This window comes from Streptomyces sp. NPDC058525 (assembly GCF_042719495.1).
Taxonomy (GTDB): domain Bacteria; phylum Actinomycetota; class Actinomycetes; order Streptomycetales; family Streptomycetaceae; genus Streptomyces.
Map to the genome: position 1 here is coordinate 1 of NZ_JBHXNP010000019.1, position 12,990 is coordinate 12,990.

Consider the following 12,990-nt stretch of genomic DNA (forward strand, 5'->3'; position numbering starts at 1 on the left):
GTCCTCGACCGCATGCTGTGTTTTTGGGGGGGGAGCCCCCCCCCCCCCCCACGGGTCGGTACTCAGCCCAGGAGCGTGCCCAGGTAGTTACGGTTCTTCTGCACCTTGATCTTCTTCATGACAGTCACCTCCTGTTTGAATCGGATTCTGTTGCATTCACCCCGAACGGTCCGATGGTCGAAAGCCGCTAATCCGCGGTGACGACCCTCTCCACCGTGGGGTGGTCCGGGTGGCCGATCAGCGCCAGTCCATTGCTCGTGAGGACGCGCGTGTCGGGCGAAATGATGTCCAGGTGGTATTGGGTGTACGGGGTGAGGCCGAGGCCGTAGTGCAGGCAGCCTTCCGTGCCGCCGTACACCTCGTTCATGGCGTGGTTGCCGGGGAGGATGTCGAGCGAGGTGTTCAGCGCGTGGCCGATCTCCCACACGATCCGGTAGCGGGAGTCCACCGCGAACATCTGCTCCAGCATCGCCACGGCCGGCGCGGCTCCCGGGTCCAGCGCCTCCAGGCGCGTGATCCTGCCGTCCTCGACCTTGGCCTTGATGGCGTTGTCGCGCATCGACCAGAGCTGGGAGTGGATGCGGGCCTGGTCGGTCCGGGAGAAGGACGGGGTGCCGTTGTGGAGGATCGGGTAGCCGCGCAGCGTGATCTCGCCCTCCAGCGGCAGTTTCAGGGCCTCGTCGAACTCCCTGATCTCCACCGGCAGCACGCTGATCTCGCCCGACGGCACGATCTGCTGGTCACCCCACTCGAGCGGGCCGGCCTGCTGGTTCCACACCAGGCCGTCGCGCAGGTGGTCGAGTACGGCCCGGGTGCCGTGCACGGGGTCGGCGTACACCAGGTGGTCGGCCTCTTCGGCGAGCTCGAAGAACGTGTCGCAGAACGCCGCCTGGTCGGCCGACGAGGTCCGCTCCATGATCCCGAGGAAGTGCCGGATCTCCTCGAGGGTGGTGGGCGTCGAGTTGCACGCCATGCCCATGATCTTCCGCTGCCCCACCAGATCGGGGTCCGGGGACTCGAAGAACCGGTGCGGTGAGACCACCAGAATGTGGGCGGGTTCCGGGATCCGCTTTTCGAGGATGTCCTCGAAACGGTCGCCCGTGCCCATCGGGATCGTGAGATAGCCCTTGTAGGCGGCGGATTCGACGATCTCGAACTGATCGATCAATTCGGGGTTCGTGACCAGGCAGAAAGTGCTTCCGGTGGCCTCGCCGAACTGGCTGAAGCGTCCGGGATCTATCGATATCCGAGTCATCATCACTCCCTCGTGGCCTGTGCCGCTCGCCCTCGCCGTGGTCACTACTGTGGCCGCCGCGGGCCACCGCTCGCTATAGGACCAATGTCCCGGGGGTCTTCCGTACCCGGTCAGGGCGGTGTGGCGCGGTGCGGGCGGGCGGGCTTTTATCCGACCTTTAGGGGCGTGTCAAGCCCCGACTTTCCGGAACATGACCCCGGTGTACCCGCCGGGGCTTACTTGTGGTGCGGGCCTCACCGGAAACGAAATGAGGCAACAGACAACCGCACCGCCCCGAATCACCGGGGAATTCGAATACTCACTTTGAATAGCTGGGAGAAAATCATGAACCGCAAGATGCGTATCGCCACGCTGGTCGCTTCCGCCGCTGTGATCGGTGGAGGGGTCCTCCTCCCCGCCTCTACGGCGATGGCGGCTCCGGTGCCCAACCACGTCGTCTCGTTCGTGGAGGACGGTGGGGCCGGAGGCAAGGGCGGCAAGGGCGGTGGCGGCGGCCTCGTCGGTGGCGGCGGCGGCTCCGGCGGCGCCGGTGGCGGCAGCGTCAACGGCACCGGCGGTGAGGGTGGCGACGGCGGCGCCGGCGGCGACGGGCTCCTGGTCGGCGGTGGCGGCGGTGGCGGCGGCGGTGGCGGCGAGGGCCGCATCGGCGGCGCCGGCGGTGACGGCGGCGACGGCGGCTTCGGAATCATCGAGGGCGGCGAAGGCGGCGGTGGCGGCGGCGGTGGCGACGGCCGGCTGGTCGGCGGCGCCGGCGGCGACGGCGGTGACGGCGGCTTCAGCTTCTTCAACGGCGGTGACGGCGGGGACGCGGGCGACGGCGGCTTCGGCGGCGTGATCGGCGGCATCGGCGGCGACGCCGGAAACGGAGGCGGCTCCCTCTTCTGACAGCCACTCCCGGCCCCACGGGTGGAGGCCTCCGGGCCTCCACCCCGCCCCGCCCCACCCCCGATTCCCCTCCTCCACCCCCTCTTCTTGCCTCTTCTTGACCACAGCTCTGGAGAACCCCATGTTCACGAATTCCTGGCAGCGCCCGCTCATCCTGGCCGCGACCACGTTCGCACTGGTCACCGGTACCGCCGTCGCCGCGCAGGCTTCGGTGCACCACACCCCGGCAGGCGTCACCACGGCTGTCGTGGCCGACCTGCCCACCACCTGCGTCGGGGGCGGCGAAGGCGGCAAGGGGGGCAAGGGCGGCGAGGGCGGCAAGGGCGGTCAGCCCGGTCAGCCGGGCGAGCCCGGCAAGCCCGGCAGCGTGGGCTGCCTCCTCGGGTTCGAGGACCTGCCCGACAAGAAGAAGTCGGATCTGACGGTGGTGGACAAGGTGCGCATCGTGCTGACCCTGCTGGCCGACGACTCGGACGAGACGAAGGAGAAGATCTCCAAGAAGTACGACATCCCGGAGGAGCAGCTCGACACCTGGAAGCGGCAGTACGTGGACGGCGACTGGTTCGCCCTGATGGGAGACAGCCTCGCCTGACCGAGGGCCGACGGGCCGGCGGACGAACCGCCGGCCCGTTTCTCGAAACCGATGTCCAGACAAGGAGAAGCTCATGCGCAAGCGACGTTCTTGGAAGTTCCGTCTCGGTCTCGTCGTCTCGGCGACCCTGCTCGGCGCCGGTGCCGTGACCCCCGCCGCCATGGCGGCCCCGGCAGCGCCCTCGGTCCAGCCCGTCCAGCAGGTCGAGGCCCTCGGCAGCCAGCAGTACGCCGCCACGTTCGGCAGCGGTGACAGCGGGTCCGGCGGCGGCCGCTTCGGCAGCGGCTCGTTCGGCGACGTCCAGGTGGGCAACGGCAGCGTCCGCGTCGGGGACAAGGTCTGCGCGGGCAAGTGCAGCGGATCGGTGAACGGCACCAACGGCAGCGCGGGCGGGGTCTGCGCCGGGGTGTGCGACGGCAGCGGCAACGGCGGATCCGGCGCCAACGGCGGGACGGGCGGCAACGGCCAGAACGGCGGCAGGGGCGGAGTCTGCGTCGGCGTCTGCAACGGCAGCGTCAACGGGGGCAACGGCGGCAACGGCGGGGCCGCGCGCCCCGGCGGCGACGGCGGTACCGGTGGCCTCGGCGGCGACGGCGGGTTCTGCGTCGGCGTCGGCTGCCAGACCAGCGGCCAGGGCGGCCGCGGCGGCGACGGTGGCGAAGGCTGACTCCCGCCGCGGCCGGCGGACCACCCGCCACCCTCCCCGTGCCCGTCACCCGCTCCGGCGGGTGGCGGGCACTCGTGTGGATCACTCGATAGACTTCTGGGTACGGCTGGTCACGGACGAGCGAGGACGGGGTCGGCATGACGGCACCGAACCTGAGCAGCTACACGGGCCGGCCCTCCGCCCTGATCGGGAAGCAGATCGCGGGCTACCGGGTCGAGCGCATGCTCGGCCGCGGCGGCATGGCCGTCGTCTACTGCGCCAAGGACCTGCGCCTGGACCGTACGGTCGCCCTCAAGCTGATCGCCCCGGAGCGGGCTCGCGACGACACCTTCCGGCGCCGCTTCACCCACGAATCACGGGTGGCCGCCTCGATCGACCACCCGCACATCGTGCCCATCTTCGAAGCCGGCGAGACCCACGGCGTCCTGTACATCGCCATGCGCTACGTCTCCGGCCTGGACCTGCGCGTCCTGCTGGACCGGGAGGGCCCGCTCCCCGTCCAGACCGCGCTGCGCATCGCCGCCCAGGTGGCCTCCGCCCTCGACGCGGCCCACGAGCACGATCTGGTGCACCGGGACGTCAAGCCCGGCAACATCCTGGTGGCCGCGGGAACCGACAGCGAGCACCCCGAACACATCTACCTGACGGACTTCGGCCTGACGAAGAAGGCGCTCTCGCTGACCGGGTTCACCACCACGGGCGAGTTCGTCGGCACGCTCGACTATATGGCGCCGGAACAGATCTCCGGGCGGCCGGTGGACGGCAGGTGCGACCTCTACAGCCTGGCGTGCGTCGTCTACGAGACCCTCGCCGGCGGGCCGCCCTTCGAGCGCGACGACGCCGCGGCCCTGCTCTGGGCGCACCAGTACGACCAGCCCCCTCTCCTGACGGAGAGGAGGCCGGACGTCGCACGCGCCGCCGATGAGGTCATGGCACGGGCCCTGGCGAAGGTGCCCGAGGACCGCTACGGGTCCTGCCTGGAGTTCGTGGCCGCGCTGCGGGCCGCCACCGGGAACGGGGCCGGACAGCGCAGCGGCACCCCGCCCCCCGGGAGTACGGAGGACGAGGTGCCGCTGCCGGAGCCTCCGGCCTGGGCCGGGCCGGTCTTCCGCGGCCCGGTGTGAGGGCCGCTGCGCCGAGGAACGGGGCCTTGAGTGCCGCGGCCTTCCGGGCCGTGGGCCGGGCGGCTCACATCCCCAGGGAGATCGCCAGCCGGGTCAGTTCCGCCGTGGTGTTGGCGCCCAGCTTGGCGCGGATCCGGCGGAGGTAGGCGTCGACCGTGTGCTTGGAGAGCCCCATGTTGCGGGCCGTCTGCAGATAGGTGCACCCTGCGGCGATGTGGCGCAGCGCCTCCTGCTCACGCGGGGCCAGCGCGGGTGCGGTGGCTTCGGTCTGCGGCGCGACGAGTGTGAGGCTCATGATTTCCTCCGGCGGAGCGGTTCGGTCATCACTGCTCACGTCCTCGGAAGCAGGGGACTTGTCAGCGAATGTCGCCGTATGTCCCTGATAAAGAGATTCCTCCCGCGAGTTCATGACGCTGTCCGCCGACTGTCACAGGCGCGTCACAGGCACTCCCGCACCCGGCGCGCCACCCGCGCCTAGTACCTAGTACCCGACGAGGGTCTGCTCGGCCCAGATGGTCTTGCCGATGGGCGCGTGCCGGGTGCCCCAGCGCTGGGCGAGCTGCGCGACCAGCAGCAGCCCCCGCCCGCCCTCGTCGAAGGTCCGGGCCCGCCGCAGGTGCGGGGCGGTGTTGCTGGAGTCGGACACCTCGCAGATCAAGGTGTCGTTCTCGTGGATCAGCCGCAGCTGGATCGGCGGCTGGCCGTAGCGGATGGCGTTGGTGACCAGCTCGCTGACCACGAGCTCGGCGACGAACGCGGCCTCGTCCAGCCCCCAGGCCGTCAGCTGCTCGGTGGTGTACCGGCGGGCGCCGGCGACCACGGAGGGGTCCGAGGGCAGGTCCCAGACGACCACCTTGTCGGCGTGCAGGGCCCGGGTACGGGCCACGAGCAGGGCGACGTCGTCCTCGGGAGGGTGGGTCAGCATCGCCGTCAGCACGCGGTCGCAGATCGTGTCCAGGGTGGCGGCGGGACGGGCGAGGGCCGCGAACATGCCGTCCAGGGCCTCGTCGATGTCGTGCTCGCGCGCCTGCAGCAGACCGTCCGTGTACAGGGCGATGACGCTGCCCTCGGGAAGCTCGACGTCGACGGGCTCGAAGGGCAGCCCGCCCAGGCCCAGCGGCGGTCCGGCCGGCACGTCGAGGAGGTACACCGAGCCCTCGGGGGAGACCACCACGGGCGGCGGGTGGCCGGCCCGGGCGACGGTGCAGTGCCGGGTGACCGGGTCGTAGACCACGTACAGACAGGTGGTCCCGATGCCCCCGGCGGCCTCCCCGGCCGCGTCCCGGTCGGCCTCGTCCGCGGCCAGGTGGATGATCAGGTCGTCGAGGTGGGTGAGCAGCTCGTCGGGCGGCAGGTCGACATCGGCCAGCGTGCGTACCGCCGTGCGCAGCCGGCCCATGGTGGCGGCGGCCCGCATGCCGTGGCCGACGACATCGCCCACGACCAGCGCCACCCGCGCGCCCGACAGCGGGATCACGTCGAACCAGTCGCCGCCCACGCCCGCGTCGGTGCCGGCGGGCAGGTAGCGGGAGGCGGTCTCCAGCGCCGCGTGCGCGGGCAGCGTCTGCGGGAGCAGGCTGCGCTGGAGGGTCATCGTGCTGGTGTGCTCCCGGCTGAACCGGCGCGCCTTGTGCATGCTGACGGCGGCCCGGCCCGCGAGCTCCTGGGCCAGCCACAGGTCCTCCGGCTGGAACGGCTCCCGGCGCCGGTGCCGGCCGAACAGCGCGAGGCCGACCGCGGTGCCGCCGGCCCGCAGCGGCACCACCATCATCGAGTGCGTCCCCGACTCCCCGATCCAGGCGGCCCCGGGATCCTCGGCGGCCCACCGGGCGACCGCCGCGTCGGCCGTCGCGTACACGGCGCCGCGGCCCGCCGCCAGGCACTCCACCGGGGGTGACAGCGGCGGGTAGACGGTCGTCCCGCCGACCGCGACCGGCGACTCGGGAGTTCCCTCCAGGACCGACCGCGCGGCGGTGCGCGACACCGTGACCGGCCCCGCGACCTGGCCGTCGGCGGGCTCCTCGCCGCGCGCGGGGGGCTCCAGCAGGTCTACCAGCGCGAAGTCCGCGAACCGGGGCACGGCGGCCTCGGCCAGTTCCTGCGCGGTGCGGGTGCTGTCCATGGTGGTGCCGATGCGCGCGCCGCCGTCGTCCGGCAGCAGCATCAGCTGCCGCTCACCCTCGATCCCGGTCCTGTCGTGCGCGGCCAGGAACACCCCCTGCACCCGCCCGTCCCGGTCCCGCAGGGGCGCCAGCGAGGTCGCCCAACCGTGTTCCGTACTCGCCCCCGCGGGACGGACGAAGGCGTGCACGTGCTGCGGCTCACCGGTCTCCAGCACCAGGCGCATCCTGCGCTCGGTCTCGTCGCCGACCGGATCCGGCGCGATCTCCGGCAGCCGCAGCCCGCGCATCTCGGCCTCGCTCAGCGCCAGCGTGCGCTCCATGCCGGCATTGGCCCGCACCAGCCGCAGGTCCGCGTCGAAGACCGCCAGGAAGCAGGGGGACTGGGTGAACGCCGACTCCTCGAGCCGGTCGCCCCACGACGCGCGGATCCCGCCCGGCACCGCGGAGACCACGAACCACTTGGCCGTCCCGCCGGTGGACGTCCAGCGGTGCGCGAGCAGCCCCGTCTCCAGCCGCCGACCGTCCCGGTGCCGCAGCGCCACCGTGCCGCTCCACCGCTCCTGCCCGGGCGGCATCCGCCACGCCGTGTCACCGGGGCCGTCGGCGAGCAGGCTGGCCGCGGACAGGCCCACCACCTCGGAGGCCGCGTAGCCCAGCAGCCGACCGGCCTCCTCGCTCCACTCGGTCACGACGCCCTGCTCGCTGAGGGTGGCCGTGGCGGTGTAGGCCGGCTCATGGGAGGCGTCGGTCATCTCACCCTCGCTATTCCTCTGCCGCTGATCCGCGGCAACCTGCACGGCCAGGGGCTCCACTGACAAGCATGATCCGGCCGGGCGAGGAGCACCAACGCAGTGCCGTCACGGCCGCGCGGCCCCGGGTGCGAGGACGAGGGCGAGGACCGCGCCGTCCGCCCGCCACACCATCGCGCGGCGCCGTCCGCCGAGTACGGGCGGGCACAGGCCCAGGATCGCGATGCGGCGCGGAGCGGCGCCGAAGACGCCGCTCCGGTCCGCCTTGACCGCGGCTTCCTTCAGGGCCCAGGCGCCGGCCAGGGCCTCGGGCCGGTCCGTGCCGATCAGGGAGAGCTCCCGGGGGGACAGGGCGTGGTCCGCGACCCGGAGTACCGCCTCGGCCGAGGAGGTCTCGCACAGGTCCACGCCGACCGGTTCCGGCGCGAGGGCCGCCGCGACGTGGTCGCGGGTGTGGCTGAGGGAGAGGTGCACGCCGGGCACCGGGCTGCCGCCCACCAGCACGTACGGGCTGCCGTCGGCGCGCGCCAGGACCTCCACGCCGTCCTGCGCCACCGCGAGCAGCTCGCCGGCCAGGCGCTTGGCGAGCAGCCGGCCGGCCACCCACTCGGCTCGTCGCCGCGGCGGCAGCGCGTCGGCCGCGCGCCGTTCGGCGGCCGACAGGGCCGACAGGGCCGACAGGGCCGGCATCCCGCGGAGGCCGCCGCGCCGGGCCACGGCGAGGAGGGCCCCGCCCCACCGGTGCGGGGCGCCCGGTGTGATCGGCCGGAAGAGGCCGGGCGCGGTGTCCATGACGGGGGTCAGGCCGTGGCGGGGGCGGGGGCGGTGGCGGTGGCCAGGCTCCGCAGCTCGCGCTCCAGCGCGGTCACGGCCTGCCGGATCTGGTCGGGCGTGTGGTCACGGGTGACGAAGAAGCGCAGTCGGGCCATCTCCTCGGGCACGGCCGGGTAGAGGATCGGATTGACGCTGATGCCGTGCTCGAACAGGGCCTCGGCGAGGCGCAGGGTCTTCAGCGAGTCCCCGACGATGCACGGGACGATCGCCGTGTCGTGGCTGTCCCCGATGTCGATGCCCGCGTCCCGCGCGAGGCGGACGAACAGCGCGGCGTTCTCCGCGAGGCGCGCGACGCGCTCCGGCTCGGCCCGCAGCACGCGCAGGGCCGTCAGGGAGGCGGCGGTGTCGGCCGGGGTCATCCCGGCGCTGAAGATGAAACCGGGGACGGTGTAGCGCAGGTACTCGACGACCGCGCGGCTGCCCGCCACGTAGCCGCCGCAGCTCGCCATGGCCTTGGACAGCGTGCCCGACCACAGCTCCACCGCCGAGCGGTCGATGCCGAAGTACTCGCCGATGCCGCGCCCCGTCGCACCGATCGTCCCGATGCTGTGCGCCTCGTCGATCATCAGCAGCGCACCGTGCCGGTCCTTGACCTCGACGAGGGCGGGCAGGTCGGCGATGTCGCCGTCCATGCTGTACACGCCCTCGATGACGACGAGCACCCGCCGGTACTGGTGGCGGACCTGCGTGAGGACGGCGTCGAGGGCGGCCGCGTCGTTGTGCGGGAACGGCCGCCGGGTCGCGCCGGAGAGCCGGCACCCCTGGAGGATGCTGTCGTGGGCCAGGGAGTCGTGGACGACCAGGTCTCCGGGCCCGACGAGGTGGCCGATCACGGTCACGTTGGTGGCGTGGCCGTTGGCGAGGGTGACCGCGGCCTCGCAGCCGAGCAGGCCGGCGAGTTCGGCGTCGAGTTCCAGGTGCAGCGGACGGCTGCCGGACAGCAGCCGGCTGGCGGACGCCGACGTGCCGTAGCGCTCGATGGCCTCCTTGGCCGCCTGGTTCACCCGGGGGTGCGTGGCCATGCCCAGGTAGTTGTAACCGGAGAACGAGAGGAGCTCCCGGCCGCCGACGACGGTCGTGTCCGTCATACCGCCCTCGTGGACGAGGAAGTACGGGTTCGCCAGCCCCAGGCCGGTGAGCGAGGCGATGCGCTCGCCGTGCGCGGCGACCTCCGGGAAGCACTCGATCCGCGTGTGCTCCTCGGGCAGCGCGGCGGGGGCGGGAGCCGGCTCGGGCTCCCGCGCGCGGACGTCCTCCGGCGCCTCGCCGGCGTGGTGGTCGGCGCGCTGTACGGGGACGGCCGCCGGGGCGGGGTCCTGGACGGCGCCCGCGATCAGGGCGGCGATCCTGCCGGGCGTCGGCCGGTCGGCGGTCGAGTCGTCGAACGTCCACGACGGCCACTGCCGCTTGAGCGCGGTGAACAGGTCGGTCAGCATCAGCGAGTCGAACCCGAGCTCGTCGACCAGGAGCTGGTCCGCGCGCAGCCGGTCCACCGGGAACGCACTGATCCGGGCCACGTGCCCGAGCACCGCGGCGGTCACCTCGCCGAGGTCCCCGGCCGGCGCCGGCCCGGGCGCCGTCGCCACGTGGGCGGCGGGCGGCACCAGGGCCACGGGGGTGACGGGAGCCGGAGTGACGGGGGCCGGAGTGGCGGGGGCCGGGGTGACGTGGGTCGGGGTGACGGGGGTCGGGGTGACGTGGGTCGGAGTGGCGGGGGCCGGGGTGGCGGGGGTCGGGGCGGTCGGGGTGGCCTCTGCGGCGGGGCCGGTCGGCGCCGGGGCGGCGGCCGGGGTCGGGAGCGCCGTGGTGAGGCGCGTCAGCAGGGTCACCTGCTGCCGGGCCAGTTCGAGCAGTTCGCCCACCGGAAGGTCCGCGGGCTGGTCCATCGGGTTCTCCTCGGACGGTGCGGGCCGGACCGGGACCGGGCCGGCGGGGGCGTCCTGTCGCGCGGGGCCCCGGGCGGACACCCAGTAGGACTGGTTGTCGAGTCGTGCCACCGGCAGGTCCAGCAGCAGGCGCTCCTCCCGGGGGACCAGGGCGCGCGGGTCGACCGGGGCGCCGAGGACCGCGAGCCGGGCGAGGGCCAGCACGAAGCCGCGTCCCCCGTCGGGGGCCGTGCCCGCGGCCGGGACGACGTGCACGTCGCCGTGGCCCGCGAGGTCGCGCCGGACCGAGGCGAGCAGCGAGCTGCCGCCGCTGACCTGGACGAACACGCGGGCTCCCTGGTCGTAGGCGGTGGCGACGGCGTCGCCGAAGCGGACCGGCGCGGACGCGTGCCCGGCCCACAGCTCGCGCAGCCGCTCGGGGTCGGCGCAGACCGCCGCGTCCACCGAGGACACGAACGGCAGGACGGGACCGCCGATCGGGCGGCCGGCGAGGCCCGCGCGCATCGTCTCGTCGGCCCCGGCCATCAGCGGCGAGTGGAAGGGGTGGGACACGTCGAGCGCGGCGGTGGCGATCCCCGCTTCGGCGCAGGCCCGCCGCATCGCGGCGAGCCCGGCCGGGGTGCCGCTGACCACGACCTGCCGCCGCTGGTTGAAGCAGGCGGGCCACACGCCGTCGATGCCGTGCAGCAGCCGGCGGCAGGTCTCCTCGTCGCTCTGCACGGCGAGCATTCCGCCCCCGAGGCCGGCCCCGGCGTCCCGCAGGGCCGCGCCCCGGTGCACCAGGAGCCGGACGGCGCCCTCGTCGGTGAGGGCCCCGGCCGCCGCGGCCGCCGCGAACTCGCCGACGCTGTGGCCGAGTACGAGATCGGGGCTGACGCCGCAGTCGGCGAGGAGGCGGGTGGCCGCGAGCTGGACGGTACCGAGCAGCGGCTGGCACACCTCGGTGGCGGCGAGCCGCCGCCCGAGCTCCTCGGGGTCGCCGTGGCCGCCGCCGTACAGCAGGTCGGCGAGGTCGAAGCCGCCGTCCCGGCGGGCCACGGCGGAGAGGGCGTCGACGGCCGAACGGAAGCCGGTGAAGCGCTCGTACAGGTCCCGCATCATGCCCGGCCGCTGACTGCCCTGGCCGGGGAAGAGGAAGGCGATGCGGCGCCGCTCGGCCGGCAGCGGGGCGTCGGCGGCGAAGGCGCCCTCGCCGAGGTCGCCCCCGGTTCCGTCGCCCCGGCCGCGGCCGGCCCCGTCGGCGAGCTGCCCGCGGGCCCGCCGCAGCCGCTCGGTGAACTCCTCCGTGCCGCGGGCCACGATCGCGAGCCGGGCCGTCAGCGGCCCGCGCCCGCCCAGGGTGTGCGCCACCGCCGGGAGCGGGGCGCGCGGGGAGCGGTCCAGGGCGTCGAGGACCTCGCCGATGTGCCGGTCCAGCAGCTCACGGCTGCCGGCCGACAGCAGCACGAGGTGCGGTACGGAGGCTTCGGTGCGCACCGAGAGGCGGCGCAGGGCCGGGGGCGGCTGCTCCTCCAGCACCACGTGCACGTTCGTGCCGCCGAATCCGAACGAGCTGACGGCCGCCCGCCGCGGGGCGCCCGCGCCCGGCCAGGGCCGTGCGCTGTCGGCGATGCGCAGGCCCGCGGCGGAGATGCCCAGGTCCGGGTGGGGCGTGGTGCGCGGCTGCGGCACGATCGTCCCGTGGTGCACGACCAGGGCCGTCTTGATCAGCCCGGCGATGCCCGCCGCGGACAGCCCGTGCCCGATCAGGGCCTTGCCCGAGGCGAGGTAGCACAGGGCGGGGTCGTCGTCGGGGTACTCGGTGCGCAGCCGGCGCAGCGCCTCGACCTCGGCGCGGTCGCCGACCGCGGTGCCGGTGCCGTGGGCCTCGATGAAACCGACCGAGGAGGGGGCGACCGCCGCGTCCTCGTAGGCCCGGCGCATGGCGCGCAGCTGCCCGTCGGACGTGGGCACCAGCGGCCCGGGGGAGGCGCCGTCGTTGGCCGAGCCGATGCCCTTGACCACGGCGTAGATCCGGTCGCCGGCGGCGAGCGCGTCGGCCAGCGGCCGTATGACGACGGCCCCGGCGCCCTCGCCGAGGACGAACCCGTCGGCCTCCTCGTCGAAGGGCCGGCACACCCCCGTGGCCGACAGGGCGCGGAGCCGGGAGAAGCCGACCAGGCTGTCGGGGGTGAGGTTGAGGTAGACGCCGCCGACGACGGCGATCCGGCAGGTGCCCTGGCGTACGTGGGCCATCGCCTGGTCCAGGGCGACCAGCGAGCCGGAGCAGGCGGCGTCCACGGCGAAGCTGGGGCCGCCGAGGTCGAACTGCCGGCTGATGGTGCCGGACGCCATGTTGAGCAGGCTGCCGGGCAGCGTGAAGCTCTGGATGGTGCCGAGCCGGCCCGCCCGCTCCCGGACGGCGTCGCGGCCGTCGCGGTCGTCCTCGGCGAGGGACTCCTCGGCCAGGCTGATGGCCCGGATCGGGGCCGACATCAGGTCCTTGTACTCGGACACCGACAGCCCGAGGAACACCCCGGTGTTCTCCCGGTCGAAGTCCCCGCGGCCCATCCCGGCGTCGTCGAGGGCCTCGCGGGCCACGTCGAGCATCAGCCGGTGCTGCGGGTCCATGGCCCGGGCGCGCGCGGGCGGCACCCCGTAGTGCAGGGCGTCGAAGCGGTCCACGTCCTCCAGGAAGGCGACCCGGTCGGTGTAGGCGGCGTTGGGCGCGGACCGGTTGCCGGGCTCGTGGAAGGTCTCGTGGTTCCAGCGCTCCTTCGGCACTCCGGCGAACTGCCGCTCCCCGCTCAGCAGGAGCTCCCAGTAGGCGCGGATGTCGGGGGCTCCGGGGAAGCGGCAGCCGAGTCCGGTGATGGCGATGTCAGACATGACGGTT

At 73.9% G+C, this 12,990-nt stretch carries 9 protein-coding genes; 4 read left to right on the top strand and 5 right to left on the bottom strand.

Annotation, left to right across the window (positions count from 1 at the left end; all coding sequences use genetic code 11):
• Positions 1-187: 187 nt before the first annotated feature.
• Positions 188-1,255 carry a hypothetical protein gene (locus ACFWP3_RS12300; RefSeq protein WP_384219308.1) on the bottom strand — a complete coding sequence of 356 codons (1,068 nt, stop codon included), beginning with the start codon at positions 1,253-1,255 and terminating at the stop codon, positions 188-190.
• Positions 1,256-1,579: 324 nt separating this feature from the next.
• Here ACFWP3_RS12300 and ACFWP3_RS12305 point away from each other — a divergent pair, with 324 nt between their 5' ends.
• The 4 genes from ACFWP3_RS12305 to ACFWP3_RS12320 all read left to right on the top strand — a co-directional run bounded on the left by ACFWP3_RS12305 (position 1,580) and on the right by ACFWP3_RS12320 (position 4,523).
• The gene (locus tag ACFWP3_RS12305) at positions 1,580-2,140 is read left to right on the top strand and encodes a hypothetical protein (RefSeq protein WP_384219310.1); all 561 of its coding nucleotides are present in this window, start codon (positions 1,580-1,582) and stop codon (positions 2,138-2,140) included.
• A gap of 121 nt (positions 2,141-2,261) precedes the next feature.
• Entirely contained in the window at positions 2,262-2,732 is a 471-nt protein-coding gene (locus ACFWP3_RS12310; RefSeq protein WP_384219312.1) for a hypothetical protein, read from the top strand.
• A 73-nt stretch (positions 2,733-2,805) separates the two neighbouring features.
• Entirely contained in the window at positions 2,806-3,399 is a 594-nt protein-coding gene (locus tag ACFWP3_RS12315) for a hypothetical protein (protein ID WP_384219315.1), read from the top strand.
• Between the two features lie 137 nt (positions 3,400-3,536).
• A complete protein-coding gene (locus ACFWP3_RS12320) occupies positions 3,537-4,523 on the top strand; it encodes a serine/threonine-protein kinase (RefSeq protein WP_384219318.1) in 987 nt (328 codons plus the stop codon).
• Between the two features lie 64 nt (positions 4,524-4,587).
• Here ACFWP3_RS12320 and ACFWP3_RS12325 read toward each other — a convergent pair whose 3' ends face one another.
• From ACFWP3_RS12325 to ACFWP3_RS12340, 4 genes are all read right to left on the bottom strand, one after another.
• Positions 4,588-4,818: a response regulator transcription factor gene (locus ACFWP3_RS12325; protein ID WP_384219320.1), complete on the bottom strand. Its 231-nt coding sequence runs from the start codon at positions 4,816-4,818 to the stop codon at positions 4,588-4,590.
• A 186-nt stretch (positions 4,819-5,004) separates the two neighbouring features.
• Positions 5,005-7,398 (bottom strand): SpoIIE family protein phosphatase, encoded by a 2,394-nt coding sequence (locus ACFWP3_RS12330; protein ID WP_384219322.1) that lies wholly within the window; start codon positions 7,396-7,398, stop codon positions 5,005-5,007.
• 105 nt (positions 7,399-7,503) lie between these two features.
• Complete coding sequence (locus tag ACFWP3_RS12335; RefSeq protein WP_384219325.1) at positions 7,504-8,187, bottom strand: 4'-phosphopantetheinyl transferase family protein; 684 nt, start codon at positions 8,185-8,187, stop codon at positions 7,504-7,506.
• A gap of 8 nt (positions 8,188-8,195) precedes the next feature.
• Complete coding sequence (locus ACFWP3_RS12340) at positions 8,196-12,983, bottom strand: aminotransferase class I/II-fold pyridoxal phosphate-dependent enzyme (RefSeq protein WP_384219327.1); 4,788 nt, start codon at positions 12,981-12,983, stop codon at positions 8,196-8,198.
• Between the last annotated feature and the right edge of the window lie 7 nt (positions 12,984-12,990).